Annotated in this window: 18 protein-coding genes; 14 read left to right on the top strand and 4 right to left on the bottom strand. The window is 61.0% G+C overall.

The window, feature by feature from the left end; all coding sequences use genetic code 11:
* Positions 1-6: 6 nt before the first annotated feature.
* The 3 genes from DK870_RS26305 to DK870_RS26295 all read left to right on the top strand — a co-directional run bounded on the left by DK870_RS26305 (position 7) and on the right by DK870_RS26295 (position 4,497).
* Positions 7-1,353 (top strand): glutamine synthetase family protein, encoded by a 1,347-nt coding sequence (locus tag DK870_RS26305; RefSeq protein ID WP_161550149.1) that lies wholly within the window; start codon positions 7-9, stop codon positions 1,351-1,353.
* Between the two features lie 28 nt (positions 1,354-1,381).
* The gene (locus DK870_RS26300; protein WP_161550148.1) at positions 1,382-2,482 is read left to right on the top strand and encodes a DNA alkylation repair protein; all 1,101 of its coding nucleotides are present in this window, start codon (positions 1,382-1,384) and stop codon (positions 2,480-2,482) included.
* A gap of 155 nt (positions 2,483-2,637) precedes the next feature.
* Entirely contained in the window at positions 2,638-4,497 is a 1,860-nt protein-coding gene (locus DK870_RS26295; RefSeq protein ID WP_161550165.1) for a DUF3857 domain-containing transglutaminase family protein, read from the top strand.
* Between the two features lie 133 nt (positions 4,498-4,630).
* On the opposite strand, the gene DK870_RS26290 is transcribed toward DK870_RS26295, so the two are convergent.
* Entirely contained in the window at positions 4,631-5,524 is an 894-nt protein-coding gene (locus DK870_RS26290) for a LysR family transcriptional regulator (protein ID WP_060756446.1), read from the bottom strand.
* 129 nt (positions 5,525-5,653) lie between these two features.
* On the opposite strand from DK870_RS26290, the gene DK870_RS26285 reads away from it, so the two are divergent.
* The 6 genes from DK870_RS26285 to DK870_RS26260 all read left to right on the top strand — a co-directional run bounded on the left by DK870_RS26285 (position 5,654) and on the right by DK870_RS26260 (position 13,527).
* A complete protein-coding gene (locus DK870_RS26285; RefSeq protein WP_161550147.1) occupies positions 5,654-7,315 on the top strand; it encodes a GMC family oxidoreductase in 1,662 nt (553 codons plus the stop codon).
* A gap of 84 nt (positions 7,316-7,399) precedes the next feature.
* A complete protein-coding gene (locus tag DK870_RS26280; protein WP_161550146.1) occupies positions 7,400-9,022 on the top strand; it encodes an MFS transporter in 1,623 nt (540 codons plus the stop codon).
* A gap of 195 nt (positions 9,023-9,217) precedes the next feature.
* Positions 9,218-11,167: a DNA topoisomerase III gene (locus DK870_RS26275; protein WP_161550145.1), complete on the top strand. Its 1,950-nt coding sequence runs from the start codon at positions 9,218-9,220 to the stop codon at positions 11,165-11,167.
* A gap of 131 nt (positions 11,168-11,298) precedes the next feature.
* Positions 11,299-11,739 (top strand): CBS domain-containing protein, encoded by a 441-nt coding sequence (locus DK870_RS26270; protein ID WP_161550144.1) that lies wholly within the window; start codon positions 11,299-11,301, stop codon positions 11,737-11,739.
* 8 nt (positions 11,740-11,747) lie between these two features.
* Positions 11,748-12,599 carry an NAD-dependent protein deacetylase gene (locus tag DK870_RS26265; protein ID WP_161550143.1) on the top strand — a complete coding sequence of 284 codons (852 nt, stop codon included), beginning with the start codon at positions 11,748-11,750 and terminating at the stop codon, positions 12,597-12,599.
* A gap of 598 nt (positions 12,600-13,197) precedes the next feature.
* Complete coding sequence (locus tag DK870_RS26260; protein ID WP_060756451.1) at positions 13,198-13,527, top strand: hypothetical protein; 330 nt, start codon at positions 13,198-13,200, stop codon at positions 13,525-13,527.
* 67 nt (positions 13,528-13,594) lie between these two features.
* Here the strand turns inward: DK870_RS26260 and DK870_RS26255 are convergent, their stop codons facing one another.
* Positions 13,595-14,497, bottom strand: a complete 903-nt coding sequence (locus DK870_RS26255; protein WP_060756452.1) for a LysR family transcriptional regulator — start codon at positions 14,495-14,497, stop codon at positions 13,595-13,597.
* Between the two features lie 133 nt (positions 14,498-14,630).
* Here DK870_RS26255 and DK870_RS26250 point away from each other — a divergent pair, with 133 nt between their 5' ends.
* The 3 genes from DK870_RS26250 to DK870_RS26240 are packed head-to-tail and all read left to right on the top strand — an operon-like array spanning position 14,631 to position 17,217.
* On the top strand, positions 14,631-15,329 hold the full coding sequence (locus tag DK870_RS26250) for a CoA transferase subunit A (RefSeq protein WP_060756453.1): 699 nt from the start codon (positions 14,631-14,633) through the stop codon (positions 15,327-15,329).
* 35 nt (positions 15,330-15,364) lie between these two features.
* Positions 15,365-16,024, top strand: coding sequence for a CoA transferase subunit B (locus DK870_RS26245; protein WP_065872325.1), 660 nt, complete (start codon positions 15,365-15,367; stop codon positions 16,022-16,024).
* An 11-nt stretch (positions 16,025-16,035) separates the two neighbouring features.
* Positions 16,036-17,217, top strand: a complete 1,182-nt coding sequence (locus tag DK870_RS26240) for an acetyl-CoA C-acetyltransferase (protein ID WP_161550142.1) — start codon at positions 16,036-16,038, stop codon at positions 17,215-17,217.
* Between the two features lie 98 nt (positions 17,218-17,315).
* Here the strand turns inward: DK870_RS26240 and DK870_RS26235 are convergent, their stop codons facing one another.
* Positions 17,316-17,735 (bottom strand): PaaI family thioesterase, encoded by a 420-nt coding sequence (locus tag DK870_RS26235; protein ID WP_104993254.1) that lies wholly within the window; start codon positions 17,733-17,735, stop codon positions 17,316-17,318.
* Positions 17,736-17,892: 157 nt separating this feature from the next.
* Between DK870_RS26235 and DK870_RS26230 the strand changes: the two genes are divergently transcribed.
* Positions 17,893-18,678: a DUF4349 domain-containing protein gene (locus DK870_RS26230; protein WP_060756456.1), complete on the top strand. Its 786-nt coding sequence runs from the start codon at positions 17,893-17,895 to the stop codon at positions 18,676-18,678.
* Here the strand turns inward: DK870_RS26230 and DK870_RS26225 are convergent, their stop codons facing one another.
* Positions 18,679-19,764, bottom strand: a complete 1,086-nt coding sequence (locus tag DK870_RS26225; RefSeq protein ID WP_161550141.1) for a DUF1615 domain-containing protein — start codon at positions 19,762-19,764, stop codon at positions 18,679-18,681.
* 233 nt (positions 19,765-19,997) lie between these two features.
* Between DK870_RS26225 and DK870_RS26220 the strand changes: the two genes are divergently transcribed.
* The coding region (locus DK870_RS26220) for a DUF6531 domain-containing protein (RefSeq protein WP_256679923.1) at positions 19,998-21,862 on the top strand (1,865 nt) is incomplete at its 3' end.

Genomic DNA, 21,862 nt, shown 5'->3' with positions numbered 1-21,862 from the left:
GCACCCGTGAAAAGCCATTGCTCGACGTTGCTGGCCGAAGTCCGGACCTTTCGCCAGAACCACCCCGACGTACGTTATGTCGACCTGATTGCCCTGGATATCCCCGGGCACTTCTACGGCAAACGCTACCCCGTGGAGATGCTGGAAAAGGTCGCCGCCGGCAGCCCCTTGAAGCTGCCGCAAAACGCCGTGCTGCTGGGGGTTCAGGGTGGGTTGTTCAAGATTGGTGATTACTGCTTCAACGACGGCGACCCGGATGCCAACCGCCGCCTGGTGCAGGGTACGCTCAAACCCGTCACCTGGGAAAAGCAGCCACTGGGCCAGATGCTGATCACCTCCGACGGCACCGAAGCGCCCATCGAATTCGAACCCCGTGAAGTGCTGGCCAAGGTGCTGGAACGCCTGCAACACAAGGGCATCCACCCGGTAGTGGCGTTCGAACTGGAGTTCTATCTGTTCGACAAGCAACTCGACAACGGCCTGCCGCAATTTGCCCGCGACCCGCTGAGCGACGACGCCGATGACCAGCCCAACCTGCATATCGAACGCCTGTCGCGCTTCAGCGAGGTACTGGACGACATGGCACAGACCGCCAAGGACCAAGGCATCGACATCACAGTGATCACCGCCGAGCTCGGCCCCGGCCAGTTCGAGATCAACTTCGGCCATCTGGACGACGGCCTGCGCGCCGCCGACTGGGCCGCCCTGTTCTGCCGCAGCACCCGTGGCGTGGCGCTCAAGCACGGTTACCGCGCCAGTTTCATGGCCAAGCCCTATCTGCAATATCCCGGCAGTGGCATGCACGTCCATGTGAGCCTGTATGACGCGGCGGGCAACAACCTGCTGGCGGCGCACCAGCAACAACCGCTGCGCCATGCCGTGGCCGGTTGCCTGGAGTTGTTGCCGCACTGCATGCCGATTTTCTCGCCCAACCACAACGCCTTCCGCCGCCTGGGCGGTACGGTCAACGCGGCGACCCGCGCCAGTTGGGGTTTTGAGGACCGTGACGCCTGTGTGCGCATCCCCGAGTCCGACCCACGCAACCTGCGCATCGAGCATCGCCTGGCCAGTGCCGATGCCAACCCGTATCTGGTGCTGGCCGCCATCCTCGCCGGTTTGGAGCATGGCCTTGAAGCCAAACGCGAACCCATCGCACCGCTGAACGAAGACCGCACCAGCGGCGCCGACTTCCCCCTGGAAATGCTCGACGCCGTGCGTGCCATGCAGCACCAACCGGTATTGCGCGATAAGCTGGGCGGCGAATTCGTCGACGTGTATTGCGAAAACAAACGCCAGGATCACTTGGCCTTCCACCAAGAGATCGCGGCACGGGAATACCGCTGGTTTCTCTGAACCGCCCCTACCCTGCATGGACTCACCGATGACCGTACAAAGCTCCCCGGCCCTCAAGGAAATCTTCAACCTCGAACGCCTGCAACACATCGCCACCGAGATGACGGCGGTATACCCGGATTTCGACGCCAAGGGCTTCCTCAAGCGCGCCAAGGCGGGGCTTGCCGAGTTGTCGGTGATGCAGCGCATGGCGCGGGTCAGTGAAAGCCTGCATGCGGTCATCCCACTGGATTACCCGCACACCCTCAAGCTGCTTTATGCGCTGGCCCCGCGCCTGAACAGCGGGTTCGTCAGCCTGTTCCTGCCGCACTACGTGGCCAGTTACGGGCGTGACGACTTCGAGCGCTCCATGGCCGCGCTCAAATACTTCACCACCTTTGGTTCGGCCGAATTCGCTATCCGCCAGTTCCTGCTGGACGACTTCGAACGCACCCTGGCGGTGATGCGGACCTGGTCGCTGGATGACAATGAACACGTGCGTCGCCTCGCCAGCGAAGGTTCGCGCCCTCGCCTGCCCTGGTCCTTTCGCCTGGGTCAAGTGCAAGCCAACCCCGAGCTGTGCGCGGTGATCCTCGACAACCTCAAGGCCGACAGCAGCCTGTACGTGCGCAAATCGGTGGCCAACCACCTCAACGACATCACCAAGGACCACCCGGACTGGGTGCTCACCCTGATCGAAGGCTGGTCCCTGGATAACCCGCACACCGCCTGGATCGCCCGTCACGCACTGCGCAGCCTGATCAAGCAAGGTAACAGCCGCGCGCTGACGATCATGGGCGCGGGCGCCAAAGCCGAGGTGAAGATTCATCACCTTTGCGTCACACCGGCCGTGATCCGCCTGGGGGAACGCATCAACCTGTCTTTCAGCCTGGAATCCACCGCCGCCGCTGCGCAAAAGCTGGTGGTGGACTACGCCATCGATTACGTCAAAAGCGCCGGTCACAGCGCGGCCAAGGTGTTCAAGCTCAAGGCATTTACCCTCGGCGCAGGCGAGCGTCAGAGCATCCGTCGTGAACAACATATCCGCGAGCTGACCACGCGCAAGCACTACCCCGGCAAACACGCGGTACATGTCTTGATCAATGGCGAAAAGCTTGCTAGCGCCGAATTCGAACTGCTGAACCCCTGACATAAATCATAGAAAAGGCTCTATCTCGGGCCTTACAGCCAATATATTGTCGAACAATCCTGGCCTTTATTGTTGCGATCCATTATCATTCGCCGCCTTCTCACTACCCATCGGGTAGTTGTTTCAATGTGTCACCCGAGGCGCCAATGTCCCGTTTGTACCGTTTTCCATTTCACCGCCCGTTGCTTGCCCTCAGCCTGGGCCTCGCGGCCCAGTCCACCTACGCTGCGTTACAACCCATGGCCGAAGCCCCGCTGGCCAGCGACACCGAACTGCACTGCCACTTCAACCGCGACGCCAGCACCGACTGCACCACCACCTACCACTACACCATCCTCAAGCCCAACGGCCGCGAAATGCTTTCGCGCATCGACTTCGATTACTCCGAAGGCGACACCTTTGAAGTGATCAGCGCGCAATCCACCCAACCCGGCGCGAAGCCGGTAGCACTGGGTGCCGCACAGATCGACACACGCACCGCGCCCAACCCGGACCAGGGTTTCAGCCGCGACAAGCAGACCTCCCTGGCCTTCCCCAACTTGCGCGTTGGCACACAGATCCGCCTGACCGTGCGCGAACACAACCCCGCGAAACCGCTGATGACCCAGTTTCACTACGCGCTCAAGTTCGGTCCCAGCGCGACGCGGCGCGACCACTTCAAGGCGCGCTTTACCGCCGAACGGCCGATCGAGTGGCGCAGCGAATTGTTCGAGGGTTTCAAGGTGACGCCCTCGGCCAACGGCAAGACTCTGGATGTAGTGCAAAAAGCCCCCGCCTACCTGAACTACATCAACGAATCCGCCAACGCCGCCCTGTTGCGCATCCCGCGCCTGGAGGTGGGCAGCGCACTGGATCGCCAGGCGTATTTCGGCGATTTCGCCCAACGCTACAACCAGATCCTTGGCGCCAGCCTGCCCACGCAAAGTGCCGCCGCCGTAGTCGCCGCACGCGGCCTGGCACCGGCCGAACAAGTCGCCGCACTGATGCAACACATCAACGACCACTACCGCTACCTGGGCGACTGGCGCGCCACCGAACGCGGCTACGTGCCGTTCAACCTGGCGGAAATCGAGCAGCATGGTTATGGCGACTGCAAAGACCTGGCGATTCTACTGACCGCCATGCTCAAGGCCAGTGGCATCAAGGCCGAGACGGCCTGGGTCAGCCGTGGCGATGTGGTCGAGTCCTTGCTGATCCCCGGCACCCTCGCCCCGAACCACGCCATCGTGCGTGCCGAAGTGGATGACCAGGTGTGGTGGCTCGACCCGACCAACCCGGTGTTTGCGCCCGGCCAGGTGATGCCGGACATCCAGGACCGCTGGGTACTGGTCAACGATGCCCAGGGCCAGGTACGCGAAGAACACATCCCGCTGGAACGCCCCGAAACCACCCTGCTCCTGGATAAAAAAGTCCACTTCGACAAACAGGGCAACGGCGCGACCCAGGCCACCATCACCTTCAGCCGCCTGCCGCTGATGCAACTGAGCGTCGCCGACCGCCAGCAAGGCGCCACTGCCACCGACCAGAACATCTGCGCCAACTTCGGCAACGAGATCAGCGACTGCCACATCACCCGCGAGCCCACCGCCTTCGTCATGCACGATGGCTATACCGTCAAAGCCACCTTGAACGACCAGCATGCCCTGGAAAAACTGGCGAACGATTACGTCTACAGCGATGCATCCTTGAAAGATCGCTGGGACAGCTTCATCAACTATCGCCGCCACGGACAACAGGCTGAACTGTACCTGGGCAACCCCGAAACCAATGACTACACCATCACCCTCAGCGGCGGGCAGATGGAAAAAGCCATCCCCGGATGCCAAGTGCGCTCGCCCTGGTACGACCTGGACCTCGACGGAACCCTCAAGGATGGCGAACTGCGCTACCACTACCGCTTGAGCCAGAAAAAGCGCTGGCTGACCCACGATGAGATTGCCAGCGAGGCGTTTGGCACGATGATTGAGAATGCGCGGGCGTGTGCCGAGCAGGTGCATCAGGTGGTGAAGCTTTAAGGTCACCCTGACGCAACACCGTCCAATTGTGGGAGGGGGCTTGCTCCCGATAGCAGCCGGTCAGTCAATACATCTGTGACTGAGCCATCGCTATCGGGAGCAAGCCCCCTCCCACATTTTTAATCCGGTTTATTCAGTCAGGCTCGTTGAGCAGCAACGCTTGTTCCCGTGCGCACAACTCCACGACGTAATCCCACAACACCCGCAACCGCACGGACTTGTGCAACTCCCGTCTTGAGCTGATCCAGTAACTGCGCTGAATACTCTCCCCCGGCAACAACGCCACCAGATCCGCATCCCCCGCCGCCATGAAGCACGGCAGTACCGCGATGCCCAACCCCGAACGCGCAGCCTGGTGCTGGGCAATCACGCTGGTGCTGTGGAAGACCACTTTAGGGTTTCGGCAGAAGCTGCTGAGGAATTTCAGTTCCTGGCTGAACAGCAGGTCATCCACGTAATCGATCCATGAATGGGTGGCGAGGTCTTCACGCTTTTCGATCGGCGGGTGACGCTCCAGGTAGGCGCGGCTGGCGTAGAGTGCGAGGCGGTAATCGGTGAGTTTGCGCGTGACGAGTTGGTCGACGCTGGGGCGTTCGAGGTGAATGCTGATTTCCGCTTCACGGTTGAGGATGCTGACGAAGCGCGGCACGGCCACCAATTCCACTTCCAGTCCTGGATAACGCTCGAATAACCCACCCATGCGGCCGGCGAGGAACATCACCCCCAACCCTTCGGCCACACCCAGGCGAATCTTGCCCAGGGGCGCGGCTGAATGAGTGAGTTCGTCTTCGGCCAGCAATGCGACGTTTTCCATGGCCTCGGCATGCTTGAGCAACGCTTCGCCCGCGGGCGTCAGTTCGTAGCCCTGGGCGTGCTGCACGAACAGCGCCGTGCCGAGGCTTTTCTCGATGGCTTCGATATGCCGGGCGACGGTGGCGTGGGTGGTTTTCAAGCGCTGCGCGGCGGTGAGCAGGCGGCCACTGCGCTGCAACTCCAGAAAATACCGCAGGTCGTTCCAGTCGAACATATCGCCTCCGTTGCGCAAGTCCCATGCACGCTGTTTAAAAACGCACAGCAGCTGGGTAAAAACTAACATTTTTAAGACGAAAACTAACAACTAGGATGAAGCCAATAAGAAAAACAAGCGAGACCCGAGATGCCCAGTGCAACTGCTCAATACGATTACGTGATAGTGGGCGCCGGCCCGGCCGGCTGCCTGCTGGCCAATCGACTGTCGGCCAACCCCGCCCACCGTGTGCTGCTGCTCGAAGCCGGCGGCCGCGACAACTACCCCTGGATCCATATCCCCGTCGGCTACCTGTTCTGCATCGGTAACCCGCGCACCGACTGGTGCTTCAAGACCGAAGCCCAGGAGGGCCTGCAGGGCCGTGCGCTGAGCTATCCACGGGGCAAGGTGCTGGGCGGTTGCTCGTCCATCAACGGCATGATCTACATGCGCGGCCAGGCCAAGGACTACGACAGCTGGGCGGCGGCGGGCAATCCGGGTTGGGCCTGGAAAGATGTACTGCCGCTGTTCAAGCAGAGCGAAAACCATTTTGCCGGCAGCTCTGCATTTCACGGCGATGGCGGCGAGTGGCGCGTCGAACAACAGCGTCTGCACTGGCCGATCCTCGACGCATTCCGCGACGCGGCCGCGCAAAGCGGCATCGCAGCGCTCAACGATTTCAACCAGGGCGATAACGAAGGCTGCGGTTACTTCCAGGTCAACCAAAAGGCCGGCGTACGCTGGAACGCAGCGAAGGCGTTTCTCAAGCCGATTCGCCAGCGGCCCAACCTCACCGTGTTGACCGAGGTGGAAGTCGACCGCGTGTTGCTGGAAAACGGCCGGGCAACCACCGTCCTAGGCCGTCAGCATGGCCAGCAGGTCGGCTGGAAGGCGCGCCAGGAGATCGTGCTGTGCGCCGGTTCCGTGGGCTCCCCGGGCATTCTGCAGCGCTCTGGGATAGGTCCTTCCAACGTGCTCAAGCCATTGGGCATCAATGTGCTGCATGACCTGCCGGGGGTGGGCGGCAACCTGCAGGACCACCTGCAGTTGCGCCTGATCTACAAACTGGAAAACGCACGCACCCTGAACCAGATCGCAGGCTCGGTGTGGGGCAAGATGGGCATGGGCCTGCGCTACCTGTATGACCGCAGTGGCCCGTTGTCGATGGCGCCCAGCCAGCTCGGCGCGTTTGCCCGCTCCGGCCCCGAGCAGACTTCGGCCAACCTTGAATACCATGTGCAGCCGCTGTCCCTGGAGCGTTTTGGCGAGCCGTTGCACGGGTTCCCGGCCTTTACCGCCTCGGTCTGCGACCTGCGCCCACACAGCCGTGGCCGCATCGATATCCGTTCGGCCAACCCGGCAGATGCCCCATTGATCCGGCCCAACTACCTCAGCCATCCGGAAGACCTGCGAGTGGCCGCCGACGCGATCCGCCTGACTCGGCGGATTGTTGCCGCGCCGGCGCTGAGCCAGTTCAATCCGGTGGAATACCTGCCCGGTGACGCACTGCAAACCGAAGAGCAACTGCACGAAGCCGCCGCGCGGATCGGCACCACGATCTTCCATCCAGTGGGCACCTGCCGCATGGGCGATGACAAGGACGCGGTGGTCGACGCGCAACTGCGGGTGCATGGCGTACCCGGCCTGCGCATCGCCGATGCGTCGATCATGCCGCGCATCACTTCCGGCAACACCTGCTCACCGACCTTGATGATCGCTGAGAAAGCGGCGCAGCTCATCTTGTCGCCCAATACTGTAGAAGCGAGCTTGCTCGCGAAGAACGTCAACGAAAACGCAGCGCATCCGGCTTAAAGAGGCAATGAATGAAGCAATAGCGGCGCCGCCCCCGGCGCCGACAGTGGAACAACAATAAATAATCACTGTGAGGGCTACCCGATGTCAGAACATGCGCAACCCCTGAGCTCGGTAATCGACGCGAGCACCAGCAACGACTCAAAGAAAGTCATCTTCGCCTCATCCCTGGGCACGGTGTTCGAGTGGTATGACTTTTTTCTCTACGGCGCCCTGGCGGCGGTAATCAGCAAACAGTTCTTTGCCGGGGTCAACGACACCACCGCGTTTATCTTCGCGTTGATGGCCTTTGCTGCCGGCTTTGTGGTGCGGCCGTTCGGCGCCCTGGTATTCGGCCGCCTGGGGGACATGATCGGGCGCAAATACACGTTCCTGGTCACCATCATCCTGATGGGCGTGGCGACCTTTTGCGTCGGCTTATTGCCCAACTACGCCAGCATCGGCATCGCCGCGCCGATCATCCTGATCGTATTGCGCATGCTGCAGGGCCTGGCACTGGGCGGTGAGTACGGCGGCGCGGCCACCTACGTGGCCGAACATGCCCCCGCCGGCAAACGCGGTTTGCACACCAGCTGGATTCAGTCCACCGCCACCATTGGCCTGTTGTTGTCACTGCTGGTGGTGCTGGCCTGCCGTTACTTCACCGGCGACCAGTTCGAGGTGTGGGGCTGGCGTGTCCCGTTCCTGTTCTCCATCGTGCTGCTGGGCATTTCCACCTGGATTCGCATGAGCCTGCATGAATCGCCCGCGTTCCTCAAAATGAAAGAGGAAGGCAAGGCCAGCCGATCGCCGATCCGCGAATCCTTCGGCAAATGGGAAAACCTCAAGGTGGTGTTGATCGCCCTGTTCAGCATCAACGGCGGCCAGGCGGTGACCTTTTACGCGGCACAATTCTATGTCTTGTTCTTCCTCACCCAATTTTTGAAGATGGACCCGGCCCTGGCCAATATGCTGCTGATCATCAGTGTGGTGATTGGCGCGCCGTTCTTTATCCTGTTCGGCTGGCTGTCGGACAAGCTGGGCCGCAAACCGGTGTTGATGCTCGGCCTGCTGCTGGCGACCGTGCTGTACTTCCCGATCTTCAAGGAATTGGCCCATTACACCAACCCGGCGATGGACCAGGCCAGCCGCCAGGCACCGATCACCGTCTTGGCAGACCCTGCCACCTGCACCTTCCAGTTCGATCCAGTGGGCAAGGCGCGTTTTGACAGCCCGTGCGACAAGGTCAAGACCTTCCTGGTCAAACAGGGCCTGCCGTACCACAGCGCCGCCGCCCCGACAGGCAGCCCGGTGCAGGTCAGCGTGGGCGATGTGCGCATCGACGGTTTCGACGAAGCCGCCCTGCGTGGCGCGGTGACCTTGGCCGGCTACCCGACATCGGCGGATGTGGCCCAGGTCAACAAGGTGATGGTGGTGGTGTTGATCGTGGCGCTGATCCTGATTGCCGCCATGTGCTACGGGCCGCTGGCGGCGTTGATGGTCGAGCTGTTCCCGACGCGGATCCGCTATACCTCGATGTCGCTGCCCTACCATATCGGTAACGGCTGGTTCGGTGGGTTCCTGCCGACAGTGTCGTTTGCACTGGTGGTGTACACCGGCGATATCTTCTACGGCTTGTGGTACCCGGTAGTGGTCACCGGGGTGAGCTTGATCGTGGGGTTGTTCTGCCTCAAGGAAACGCGACATGTGGATATCGATAACAACTGATCCGCTCTGCTGATCCCTTGTGGGAGGGGGCTTGCTCCCGATAGCGGTCGCTCAGTCAATGCACTTGTGACTGAAGCACCGCCATCGCAAACAAGCCCCCCTCACATTTCGCTGTACATCCATACAGATAACAGTTGATCAAAACCCTCCAACTGCGCATCCTGCAAGGCATCAACCCGATCTGATGTGATGACCATGCGGCTGTACCTCTGTGAAAAACCCTCCCAGGCCAAAGATATCGCGGCCGTGCTCGGCGCCAGCCGGCGCGGCGACGGGTGCTGGCTGGGCAATGGGGTCACAGTCACCTGGTGCATCGGCCACCTGCTGGAAACCGCCCCGCCGGATGCCTACGACGCCAAATACAAACGCTGGGTACTGGCCGACCTGCCGATCGTCCCGCAGAAGTGGAAGATGCTGGTCAAGCCCAAGACCGCCAGCCAGTTCAAGGCGGTCAAGCGTCTGCTGGGGGAAGCCCAGGAGTTGGTGATTGCCACCGACGCCGACCGCGAGGGTGAGATGATCGCCCGTGAACTGGTAGAGCATTGCCGCTATCGCGGGCCCATCCAGCGGTTGTGGCTGTCGGCGCTGGATGACGCCTCCATTCGCAAGGCCCTGGCCGCACTCAAGCCTGGCGCTGAAACCTTCAGCCTGTATCACTCGGCCCTCGGCCGTTCACGCGCCGACTGGCTGATCGGTATGAACATGAGTCGCTTGTTCACCCTGCTCGGGCGCCAATCCGGTTATCAGGGCGTATTGCCGGTAGGCCGGGTACAGACGCCAACCTTGCGCCTGGTGGTGGACCGCGACCGCAGCATCGCCGACTTCGTGCCGGTGGCCTACTGGGCCATCGATGTCGACCTGCGCCACGAGCGCATGACCTTCACCGCCCAATGGCGTGCAGGCGAAGATGCCTGCGACGACCAGGGTCGTTGCCTCAACCCACAGCTGGCTTGGGAGGCGGCCGACGCCATGAGCCACGCCGCCACCGCGCGATTGATGAAGTTGCGTACCGAGCGCATGCGCGAGGTGGCCCCCCTGCCCTTCGACCTGGGCACCCTGCAGGAAATCTGCTCGAAGAAGCTCGGCCTCGGCGCCCAGGAAACCCTGGACATCGCCCAGTCGCTGTACGAAACCCACAAGGTCATCACCTACCCGCGCAGTGATTGCGGCTACCTGCCGCTGAGCCAGCACCACGAAGCGTCGAACATTCTTGCGGCACTGGCGCGGGCGGACGCGACGCTGAATGAACTGATGCCCCATGTCGATCCGCAGCGCCGCTCACGGGCGTGGAACGACGCCAAGGTCAGCGCGCACCACGGCATCATTCCCACGGGAGCCGGCAAGGACGTCACCCAACTGACCGGCAAACACCGCGCCGTTTACACCCTGGTTCGCGCGCGCTACCTGGCGCAGTTCCTGCCCAACCACGAGTACGATCGCACCCAGGCGGACTTCGACTGTGCAGGCCAGGCGTTGCGCGCCGTCGGTAAAGTGATCATCGAGCCGGGATGGAAGCGCGCCTTGCCCGAAGCGCTGGCGCCCGCCAAAGGCCGCGAGGCGCCGGCCCCGCAGGCTTTGCCGACATTGGTGCAAGGTCAGGACTGCAGCGTAGCCAAGGTCAACCTGAAAGACCTGTGGACCCAGCCCCCCAAACCCTTCACCGAAGGCGACCTGATCAAGGCGATGAAAAACGTCGCCAAGCTGGTGGAAGACCCGCTGCTCAAGCAAAAGCTCAAGGACACTACCGGTATCGGCACCGAAGCCACTCGCGCCGGGATCATCCAGGGGCTGTTGGACCGTGGGTACCTGGTGAAAAACGGCAAGGCGCTCTGCGCCACCCCGGCGGCATTCAGCCTGATCGACGCAGTGCCCCGCGCCATCGCCGACCCCGGCACTACCGCCATTTGGGAACAGGCGCTGGACATGGTGCAGAGCGGAGAAATGAGCCTGGAAGAATTCGTCGCCAAACAAGCGGCCTGGATGAGCAAGCAAGTGGCTCGCTGCAACGGCATGCGCATGACCATCACTGGCCCGGCAAGCCCTGGCGGCAAAAGTGCTCCCCCTTGGAAAAAGAAACGAAAGAGCGCACCCCGCAAGGCCGCTGCCGCCCCCAGGCGGGGGAAAAAGCCGACAAACAGCGGGTAACCGTCAAAAAAATCCGGCGAATGACGCTTTTCGACAGGTTTAACGCCGCTTTGGCCCTTGCGGCCCCGTGGCCCGTCTAGGATTCTGTAGGAGGACCCTGACTTCCTAACAACAACACCGGAGTGGCCGCCATGAAAACCGTTGCAGAAGTGCTTAAAGCCAAGGACCAGAAAAACCAGGACGTCCATACCATCCAACATGACCACACCGTATTTGAAGCCCTGGTTCGTATGTCGGAGAAAAACGTCGGGGCCTTGCCGGTGGTCAAGGAAGGCGTAGTGGTAGGGATCATCAGCGAACGGGATTACGCACGCAAAATCATGCTCAAGGGGCTATCGTCAGTCACGACCAAGGTCAGTGAGGTGATGAGTTCTCCGGTGATAACCGTCGACACACACAAAAAGGTCGATGAGTGCATGAACATCATGACCGACGGCCACCTTCGTCACCTGCCCGTGGTCGAAAACGGTCAACTGCTGGGCCTGCTGTCCATCGGAGACCTGGTGAAGGAAGCCATCGCCAGCCAGGCTGACCTGATCAAGCAGTTGGAGCAGTACATCCGCGGCGAATAGGGGAACCCATGCTGGATACGCTGGAACATCAGGAAGACCACCTCGACACCCTGCACCAGGCCACGACCGAACGGCGCTTTCTGGTACTGACCGGTGCAGGGATCAGCACGTCGTCGGGCATTCCCGATTATCGCGACAGCGAGGGCGTGCGCCGGGGCAAGGCGCCCATGATGTATCAGGAGTTCCTGGCCACCCCGCAGGCGCGGCGTCGTTACTGGGCTCGCGCCATGTTGGGCTGGCCACGGGTGCGCATTGCGCAACCAAACAAGGCGCATCTGGCACTGGCCGAGTTGCAACGCCGCGAACAAATCAGCGGCTTGATCACGCAAAACGTCGACACGCTGCATGATCAGGCCGGCAGTCATGATGTGATCGAACTGCACGGCAGCCTGCACCGGGTGCTGTGCCTGGACTGCCAGCAGCGCAGCGAGCGCGATCTGATCCAACGGGTGATGGAAAGCCAGAACCCGTACCTGGCGGATGTCGATGCCGTACAAGCGCCCGACGGCGATACATTGCTCGACCCCGCCTTTGAAGAACGCTTCCAGGTCCCCCACTGCCCCCATTGCAAGGGGCAACGGTTGAAACCGGACGTGGTGTTTTTTGGCGAGAATGTCGCCCAAGCCACGGCAGCCAAGGCAATGGCTGCGGTGGCGCACGCCGAAGGCTTGCTGGTGGTGGGTTCCTCACTGATGGCCTATTCAGCGTTTCGCCTGTGCAAAGCGATGATCGAGCAAGGCAAGCCGGTGATTGCCATCAACCTGGGCAAGACCCGCGCAGACGACCTTTTACAGATGAAGATCGAAGCATCCTGCGAGCGGCTGCTACCCCTGCTGGCCGAACGACTGAAATGCCTGTAGTGAGCGGGCTTGCCCCGCGCTGGGTGGCGCAGCCGCCCCAAACCCAGTGACCTCGGCCTTTCTGAAACACCGCAGCATCCTTCTTGGGGCGGCTGCGCCACCCAGCGCGGGGCAAGCCCGCTCACTACATAGCCACTTTTGACCTCGACCTGTCTTCCAATAAATGACGCTCAAGTCACGTTTTATGGCAGGCCCCCGTCCCTACAGCACTTTATGTAGTGCTTTAAAATAATCACTACATAACCGTTGACGTAACGTTTTTGTCCTTGCATGATCTAGACGTCTCCCGGATCGGGAGCGTCGGTAACCCGTGTTTTGAACAAGCTCGTCTGACCGCCGAGCTGTTTTTTCCGGATGTGCACTGCCCACAAGGCAGATTGATGAAGCTGACCGGCCCGCAAGGTTCGGTACAAGGAGCTCAAACGCTGCTTGTCTTCGTTATGAAACCATTGCGTAGCAGTTCATCAGCAAGACTACATGCATCAGGTTCAAGACCCTGCCCGTATTCGGCAGACAGTCGCTGACGCCCGGTTTTCGGAACCGGAGACAACTAACGTGAATCAACTGATAGATCGCCAACTGGTCAAGGGGCTTACACATGAATCTGAACAACCAACCAACTATCAATGAATTGGCTGAAATGTTCGCAGCGCAGAAAGACACACTCGACGACCATATCCTGTGGGTAGGTAAATCGGGCGAAGTGAAAATCGACTGCCTGGCGCCCCACACCGAAGAAGCCGAGTTCGACCGCAATAACCGTGAACTGGCGGCGCGCCTGAAGATGTACCGCCGCGGCCAGGGTTATGTCGGCAAGAAGGCTGCAGCTGATCGCAACTTTATCGAGCAGGTGTTCGACACACTTAACAATGCGTGGGCGTCTTTCAAAGACAACTCACAAGTTAAAGTGATCGACCGCTACTACTAACTGGCAAGTAGTACTCGCCCTTGTATGGGAGCTGGCCAGCCAGCTCCCATATTTATAGTGGCCGTACTTAGAAAGTTGGAAACCTGCCCTTCCCCGCTTCATCCCTGAAGATATCAAACAATACCTGCGCCGCCGCCGAAAGTTCATGCCCCGGCTTGGTCAGCACGCCAATGGGCCTTTCGATCACCGGATCACTCAAGGTGATGCAGTGGGCACCCGCTTCCTCCATCTGCCGCGCACATAAAGCGGGGACAGCGCTGACGCCCAATCCACTGGCAACCATCTTGCCCACCGTGGCTAACTGATGGCTTTCCAGAGCCACCGGCAGCTTCATCTGCAGGGCGCCGAGGTGCTCCTCCAGCATGACCCGCACCGTGGATGGCCGTTGCAAGGTAATGAACGGTTGCGCCAACAGGGTTTTCCAGTCGATTTCGACGCGCTCGGCCAAGGGTGAATCGCCCGGCACCACCGCGATGAACCGGTCCAGGTACAGCGGCGTAAACGCCAGCGAAGAAGCCTCGGTGGGCTCGAACGCCACTCCCAATTCCACCTGCCGGTCGCGCACCATCTCCAGTACCTGCTCGTTGATCAGGTCGTGCACCGTCACGTTCACTTGGGGGTAACGTTCGCGGAATATCTTGAGAATCGGCGGTAACAGGTTGCCCGCGAACGATGGCATCGCCGCCACCGTCACGCGCCCGCGCTGCAAAGTGAAGCGCTGGCGTAGTTCATCCTCGGCATTGTCCCAGTCGGCGATCAGCCGACGCGCCAGCGGCAACAGCGATTCACCTTCAGGGGTGAGCGCGACGTTACGGGTATTGCGGCTGAACAAGCGTCCGCCCAATCCCTCTTCCAGGCCCTTGATGGTCAGGCTCAGCGCCGATTGGGAAAGGTGCAGACGCTCGCAGGCCGCGGCAAAACTCAGGCTCTGGGCCACGGCGAGAAAGGCACGCATCTGTTTAACGGTCATGAGGCGACTCCGAACGGCCAGGCGACTATGCTGTTTTTTAAATCAATCAACCTTAAAAAACAACTTAACAAATCAATGCTTCGGCGCAACACTCGGTTCATTGGCTGGCCCACAAACAATAAAAGAGGTGCGTATGGCAGGTTTCGATAAACGCGTGGCGTCCTATGAAGAAGCCCTGGCAGGCCTGGAAGACGGCATGACCGTGTTGTCCGGTGGTTTTGGCCTGTGTGGCATTCCGGAAAACCTGATTGCCGAGATCAAGCGCAAAGGCACCCGCAACCTGACCGTGGTTTCCAACAACTGCGGCGTGGATGGTTTTGGCCTGGGCGTGCTGTTGGAAGAAAAGCAGATCAGCAAGGTGATCGCCTCGTACGTCGGTGAAAACGCACTGTTCGAGAAGCAGCTGCTCAGCGGCGAAATCGAAGTGATATTGACCCCCCAAGGCACCCTGGCGGAAAAAATGCGCGCCGGCGGCGCCGGCATTCCGGCCTTCTTCACCGCAACCGGTGTCGGCACTCCGGTTGCACAAGGCAAGGAAACCCGCGAATTCAATGGTCGCCCCTACCTGATGGAAGAGTCCATCACCGGTGACTTCGCCATCGTCAAAGGCTGGAAAGCCGACCACTTCGGCAACGTCATCTATCGCCACACCGCTCAGAACTTCAACCCGCTGGCCGCTACTGCGGGCAAGATCACCGTGGTCGAAGTCGAGGAAATCGTCGAACCGGGCGAGCTGGACCCGGCGCAGATCCACACCCCTGGCATCTACGTCGACCGGATCATCTGCGGCACCTTCGAGAAGCGCATCGAACAGCGCACCGTCCGCAAATAATCCGCCTCCAGCCCAGACAATAAGAGGAAAAAAACATGGCTCTTACCCGCGAACAAATGGCTCAACGCGTCGCCCGCGAAATGCAGGACGGTTTCTACGTCAACCTCGGCATCGGCATTCCGACCCTGGTGGCCAACTACATTCCCGAAGGCATGGAAGTGATGCTGCAGTCGGAAAACGGTCTGCTGGGCATGGGCCCGTTTCCGACCGAAGACACCATCGATGCCGACATGATCAATGCCGGCAAGCAGACCGTGACCGCGCGTATCGGCGCCTCGATCTTCTCCTCCGCCGAGTCTTTCGCGATGATTCGCGGCGGCCATGTCGACCTGACCGTGCTCGGTGCGTTTGAAGTGGACGTGCAAGGCAACATCGCCTCGTGGATGATCCCCGGCAAGCTGGTCAAAGGCATGGGCGGTGCCATGGACCTGGTGGCCGGAGCGGAAAACATCATCGTGATCATGACCCACGCGTCCAAGGACGGTGAGTCCAAGCTGCTCAGCCAATGCAGCCTGCCGCTGACCGGCGCGAACTGCATCAAGCGTGTACTGACGGACCTGGCCTACCTGGAAATCGAAAATGGCGCTTTTGTCCTCAAGGAACGCGCACCTGGCGTCAGCGTCGAGGAGATTGTGAGCAAGACCGCCGGTAAACTGATTGTCCCGGACCACGTTCCAGAAATGCACTTCCAGTGAGGACAGATTCCATGCAAGACGTCGTGATTGTTGCTGCCACCCGCACCGCCGTGGGCAGCTTCCAGGGTTCACTGGCCAGCATTCCGGCACCGGAACTGGGTGCTGCCGTAATCCGCCGCCTGCTGGAGCAGACCGGCCTGGACCCGGCCCAGGTGGATGAAGTGATCCTCGGCCAGGTACTGACCGCAGGCTCCGGCCAGAACCCGGCGCGCCAGGCCTCGATCCTGGCCGGCTTGCCCCACGCGGTGCCCAGCCTGACGTTGAACAAGGTCTGCGGTTCGGGCCTCAAGGCCCTGCACCTGGGCGCCCAAGCCATCCGTTGCGGTGACGCCGAGGTGATCATTGCCGGTGGCATGGAGAACATGAGCCTGGCGCCGTACGTCTTGCCTGGCGCGCGCACAGGTTTGCGCATGGGCCACGCCAAGATGATCGATAGCATGATCACCGATGGCCTGTGGGATGCGTTCAACGACTACCACATGGGTATCACCGCCGAAAACCTGGTGGACAAGTACGGTATCAGCCGTGAGGCCCAGGATAGCTTCGCCGCCGCCTCGCAACAAAAGGCCGTCGCCGCCATCGAGGCCGGGCGTTTTGTCGATGAGATCACGCCAGTCCTGATCCCCCAGCGCAAAGGCGACCCCGTCGCCTTCGCCGTGGATGAACAACCCCGCGCCGGCACCACCGCCGAATCCCTGGCCAAGCTCAAACCTGCGTTCAAGAAAGACGGCAGCGTCACCGCCGGCAACGCTTCCAGCCTCAATGACGGCGCCGCTGCCGTGCTGCTGATGAGCGCCGATAAAGCCCGCGCCCTCGGCCTGCCCGTATTGGCGCGCATTGCCAGCTACGCCAATGCCGGCGTCGACCCGGCCATCATGGGCATCGGCCCGGTCTCGGCGACACGCCGCTGCCTGGACAAAGCCGGTTGGCAACTGAGTGACCTGGACCTGATCGAAGCCAACGAGGCTTTCGCCGCGCAGTCTTTGGCGGTGGGTAAAGAGCTGGAGTGGGACGCTGACAAGGTCAACGTCAACGGCGGTGCCATTGCCATCGGCCATCCGATCGGTGCGTCCGGCTGCCGCGTGCTGGTCACCCTGCTGCATGAAATGATCAAGCGTGATGCCAAGAAAGGCTTGGCGACGCTGTGCATCGGTGGCGGCCAAGGCGTAGCCCTCGCCCTCGAACGCAACTGATTCAACGCGCACTACGGAAAAGGCCAGGTTCCACGCAAACCGGGCCTTTTCTTTTTGGCGGCCGCGTCAGAAAAACACCCTCCCACAGTTGATCTGAGTCAGCTGTCAGGTTGTGGCACCGCAAACACCGCATTCGCCCGAGCCACCACCCGATCTCCCACCTGCAGGCTCACCGTGGCAAACGCCAGTTGCCGACCGCGTTTATGGTGCTCCAGTCGCACCACAATCCAATCCCCCACCCGCACCGTCCCCAAGTAGTCCAATGTCATGCTGGCCGTAATCAACGGCAAAGGCGGCTCACTGGAAAACGCCATCGCATACCCCATGCCGACATCCGCCAAGGTCGCCAGCACGCCGCCATGCACCGTGCCGCGCCCGTTGGCGTGGCGGTTATCCGCACGCAGACCAATTTCAAGGTGCAGCCCCTCACCCCGGCCATAAGCAGGACCCAGCAAATCAAGGAGGGGGCTGCTGCGCGGCAGCGAAACAAAACCTTCGGGCACGGCATGAACATTCATGGTGAATTCGTCCTTGGAGTAAGGCTTGAGGTGTACTCCAGGGCCGACGTGAGGGCCATCACCATCAACCACACATATCCCCTCTGATGCTTTGCGTTAATCCGCCAGACCCGGTTTAATCGCCGTCCAATTCCCCTGTACACCCCAAGGAACTGCAATGCGCCATCTGGACGGCAAATCTCGCCCGTTTTTCATGCTGTTACTGGCCGGGTTGGTCTTGACCGGCTGTTCGCCCAAGGACCACCCCCGCGCCACGGTAATCAACGGCGAACAGGGCCGGGCCGGTGCGCAGTTGGCCTACGAACACGAGCTGACCCTGGCCCTGCCCGGCGCTCTGCTCGCACCACGCATGCAAGCCACCCGCGAAGCCTGTGAAACCGCGCGCTTTGGTGCCTGCAACATCCTGGGCATCACCGAAGATGGCGACGGCGGCGAGATCATCTTGCGCATAGCGCCTACCGGCGTGGAACCGATGGTCGCGATGGCGGCCGAAGGCGGCAAACTCGGCCAGCGCATCACCACCGCCGAGGACCTGGCCGACGCCGTCAATGACGTAAAGCGTCGCCAGCAGCGTCTGCAAGCCCAGCAGCAGCGCCTGGATGATCTGGCCAAACGCAAGGACATCACCGTCAGCGACCTGATTGCACTGAGCAAGGAACAGGCGTCCATTGAGAACGAACTTCAGGAACTCGCCCAGCTCGCGGCCGGCCAACAGCGTCGCCTCGATACCAACCGCGTCACCCTCAACTTCCGCTCCAGCGACGGTGCGAACCAGCAATCGCGCTTCAGCCGAATGTTCAGCAACCTGGGCGACAACCTGGTGAACGGCACGGCGGACGCCATGGAGCGCGCCAGCTATGTATTGCCGTTTGTGATCCTGGCGTTCCCGGTGGTATGGCTGTGGGTGGGGTTGTGGCGCCGGTTTGTCAAACGACGCACTTGATCAACGCTTCATACAGCGCTGATATCGCTCGTCCACCCGCTGGGCGAACCACGCCGTGGTCAGGTTGCGCGTGATCTTCGGGCTTTTCAGCACGATGCCCGGCAGGATCGCGCGCGGCATCGGCTTGCCGGCGGCCTTGTCGGCCAGGGCGAACACGCGTTTGTAGAGCGTGGTGTCTTCAAAATCCAGCTGCTCGCCCTGCTCGAGCTGGCTGCGGATACTCGGGTTACGCATATCCAGTTTCGAACCCAGCGAACGCACCGCCAGCTCGGTGGAGCCCGGCAGTAATGAGCCGTAACGAATCAAGTCGCCATCCAACACCAGCTCGGTGCCGGTGACGCGGCTGACGGCAGCCTGGAACGCGGCGTTACGGCTGGCATACCAGCCGGCATTGAAGTCGGCAAAACGATACAGCGGCTGGTCGTAGTTCACCGGGTAACCCAGCAAATGGGTAATGCCGAAATACATGCCGCCGCGTCGGGTGAAGACTTCCCGACGAATCGTGCCATCCACCGTGTAGGGATAACCCCGCGCATGTTGCTGCGCAAAGTCGATGCTCACCTGCATCGGGCCGGCGGTGTGTACCGGGTTGAAGCCGCCGAACAGCGTATTTCCCAGCGGCACCATGCTGATGAAGTCGTCGAAGATCCCGCTCAGATCCTTCTCAGTGCGCGCGGCGCTCAGGCGTTCGGCGTAGGACTTGCCGGTGGGCGAGCGCAACTGCAGCGTGGTGCGTATCACAAACGCCGGCACATGGACCTTGCCGGCCCGCCGCAGGATCTCATCCTGAGCAATCTTGCCCATGTTCGGCACCGCAGGGTCGACCTGGTAAGTGGACTCCTGCTCGGTGACCGCCAGCACGGCGCAGATATTTTCAGTGCTGGGGTAGATCTTCTGGGTGTCGAAGGCGGTGTAGATATCCTGAGCCCAACCGTTGCGGTCCGGCACCGACGCCGGCAGCAGCCGCACAATCTGGGCCTTCACATCGGCCTCGCTGCGCTGCGGCTGTTGCGGGTTGCGCGTGGTGGAACAACCGGCCAGTACCAATGAGGTGGTGAGGCAGAGCATCAAACGGCTTGAATACATGGGGCTTCCTTGAACGACGACGGGCCGGGCACTGCGGATATCGACAGGTAAGTCTAACCGGGGTTCGCCGACTTGTATGGAGGACAAAAACTACTGAAACGCCCTACTTCTGTTGACGAATAGGTCCGGCTTCTTTTCCTTACAAACCTCTCCAAAGTCCTTCGCCTGATCATTCAGTGCGAGGGACCGCCGATGTACTTCTCCGTAACCACCTTGCCCGATAGGGCTGCCTTTTGATCCCGGTGATTGCCAGGTTTGTCCTGGCCCCCATGGACGCCAAAACGCCGGACGTTGAGCACGTCTTGCGCGACTTCAGAACCTGCCTGAATACCTTCGACGACTGGGCTGAAAGCTTTTGGAGCGGTTCGGCACTGGATCTTGAGCAGGTGTTCAAGGTCGGCGACGACGTCGCACTGACCGCACCGGGCTCGTCCAAGGCGCCCAGCGCCACCGTTGCCCTGTGCAAAGCCCAGGGTTCACTGACCCTGGTGCACCTGTTCGAAAGCACGCAGTTCGTGCCCATCGGCAATACACCCGTGGTGCTGCAAGCCATTGCAGCAGATGGCAGCCCGGTGGGGCCACCCATCCATGACACCATCGGCCCCAGCGGCATCCTTGAAATCCAGGGCTGCACGCGTGATCAGCGTTATCAAGTCACATTCTATCCCGACGTATCCAGGGATCACGTCAAGGCGCTGTATGCGTCTTATCAATCGGTGATCGCGGGGCTCGAGACCCGCCTGCGCGAGGAATGGACGCAGACCTTCAACGCCCGGTGGAGCGACTTTTCAAAGGCCGCGCCTTTGGAACGCAGTGTGATGCAAAATGTGGCGCTCTCAAGCGGAATCGCCCAAGCCCTCTACAACCTTTGGGACAACATCACACAACTCTGTGACCTGCTGGCGGACATCAAGCCCAACAGCCAGAAGCTGCTGCAATACCTCTCCCAAACTGAACTAGATCAACTACTGAAACTGAGCAGCGAGGCCGTTGCACAGGGCTTGCTCGTGCTCAGCGACGAGCCACTGCTGTTCATTTACCTGTCAGCCATGGTCGCCTGGATACGCATGCTGCCGCCGCCAGACATGTATGAGCTGCTGGGTGAAATCACGGGTGAAGTACTGATCAACCTGTTTCTGATCTGGGCCACCCGGGGCATGGGCGTGCAACTTCGGCTGGGAGCCCAGGTATTGGGGCATATCAAATCCGGGCGGGTGCGTGGCTGGCTGGAAACGCTGGCGAATCAGTTGGTGGGGCCACCTCTGGAGCCCCATGCCGAAGCGCTGAAACCGCTGTTGCTGAGCAGTGTGCCGACACCGATAAAGACGGTGCCGCCTGGGCCTTTGAAAGCTGGCGATCAGTTGGTTTCCAACCCCGTGACGGCAGTGCGGGACAAGGCGACGCAACGCACGGTACTGGTCAGGCAGGAGACTGTCGACGATGTGCCGGCCTCGGGGAAAAACCTCAACGGAGAGGCCTCGGCCCCGGCGGACAAGACTGCCTCCCATGGCTGCCCGGTGTCGATGGTCACCGGCGAGGAGTTGCTGACCCTCACCGATGGCACGCTGGATGGCGTGTTGCCGTTTGAGTGGACGCGGCTGTATCGCACCAGTGCCGTGGAAGTGGATTGTGGGTTGGGGTTTGGCTGGAGCCATGCGCTGGCGCACAGGCTTTCGGTGTCGGGTGATTCGGTGGTGTGGACCGATCATGAAAACCGCTCTACTGAATTTCCACTGCCCACTGCGTCGCGACCCGCAATCACCAACAGCCTGGCCGAAGCGGCGATCTACCTGGGCGCTCTGCCCGATGAATTAGTGCTGGCCCAGGAATCACGCTTCTACCACTTTTGCGACGGTGTGCTCACCGCCATCAGCGATGCATACGACAACCGGCTGCGCATTCTGCGGGATCGCTCGGGGCGTATTGAGCGACTGGATAACGGCGTCGGCCGCTCGCTGTTCTTGCGCTATGAGCTTGGGCGCATTGTGGCGGTGGACTATCAGGTCCAGCGCGCCAAAGGCCATGAAGCCTTCACCTGGGTGACCGAACACAACGTTGTTTCCTACGCCTATGACGACGGTGGCCGACTGGTGTGTGC

The sequence above is a fragment of the Pseudomonas sp. Q1 genome, assembly GCF_009935975.1.
GTDB classification, from domain to species: Bacteria; Pseudomonadota; Gammaproteobacteria; order Pseudomonadales; family Pseudomonadaceae; genus Aquipseudomonas; species Aquipseudomonas palleroniana.
This window is presented reverse-complemented; position numbering and strand designations above follow the sequence as displayed.

What these genes read in the sequence shown, in the direction of transcription:
- DK870_RS26265 (WP_161550143.1), top strand. Translation starts at nt 11,748, where the DNA reads ATGCTGGATACGCTGGAACATCAGGAAGACCACCTCGACACCCTGCAC.
- DK870_RS26260 (WP_060756451.1), top strand. Translation starts at nt 13,198, where the DNA reads ATGAATCTGAACAACCAACCAACTATCAATGAATTGGCTGAAATGTTC.
- DK870_RS26250 (WP_060756453.1), top strand. Translation starts at nt 14,631, where the DNA reads ATGGCAGGTTTCGATAAACGCGTGGCGTCCTATGAAGAAGCCCTGGCA.
- DK870_RS26300 (WP_161550148.1), top strand. Translation starts at nt 1,382, where the DNA reads ATGACCGTACAAAGCTCCCCGGCCCTCAAGGAAATCTTCAACCTCGAA.
- DK870_RS26270 (WP_161550144.1), top strand. Translation starts at nt 11,299, where the DNA reads ATGAAAACCGTTGCAGAAGTGCTTAAAGCCAAGGACCAGAAAAACCAG.
- DK870_RS26235 (WP_104993254.1), bottom strand. Translation starts at nt 17,735, where the DNA reads ATGAATGTTCATGCCGTGCCCGAAGGTTTTGTTTCGCTGCCGCGCAGC.
- DK870_RS26285 (WP_161550147.1), top strand. Translation starts at nt 5,654, where the DNA reads ATGCCCAGTGCAACTGCTCAATACGATTACGTGATAGTGGGCGCCGGC.
- DK870_RS26225 (WP_161550141.1), bottom strand. Translation starts at nt 19,764, where the DNA reads ATGTATTCAAGCCGTTTGATGCTCTGCCTCACCACCTCATTGGTACTG.
- DK870_RS26290 (WP_060756446.1), bottom strand. Translation starts at nt 5,524, where the DNA reads ATGTTCGACTGGAACGACCTGCGGTATTTTCTGGAGTTGCAGCGCAGT.
- DK870_RS26255 (WP_060756452.1), bottom strand. Translation starts at nt 14,497, where the DNA reads ATGACCGTTAAACAGATGCGTGCCTTTCTCGCCGTGGCCCAGAGCCTG.
- DK870_RS26230 (WP_060756456.1), top strand. Translation starts at nt 17,893, where the DNA reads ATGCGCCATCTGGACGGCAAATCTCGCCCGTTTTTCATGCTGTTACTG.
- DK870_RS26240 (WP_161550142.1), top strand. Translation starts at nt 16,036, where the DNA reads ATGCAAGACGTCGTGATTGTTGCTGCCACCCGCACCGCCGTGGGCAGC.
- DK870_RS26245 (WP_065872325.1), top strand. Translation starts at nt 15,365, where the DNA reads ATGGCTCTTACCCGCGAACAAATGGCTCAACGCGTCGCCCGCGAAATG.
- DK870_RS26275 (WP_161550145.1), top strand. Translation starts at nt 9,218, where the DNA reads ATGCGGCTGTACCTCTGTGAAAAACCCTCCCAGGCCAAAGATATCGCG.
- DK870_RS26280 (WP_161550146.1), top strand. Translation starts at nt 7,400, where the DNA reads ATGTCAGAACATGCGCAACCCCTGAGCTCGGTAATCGACGCGAGCACC.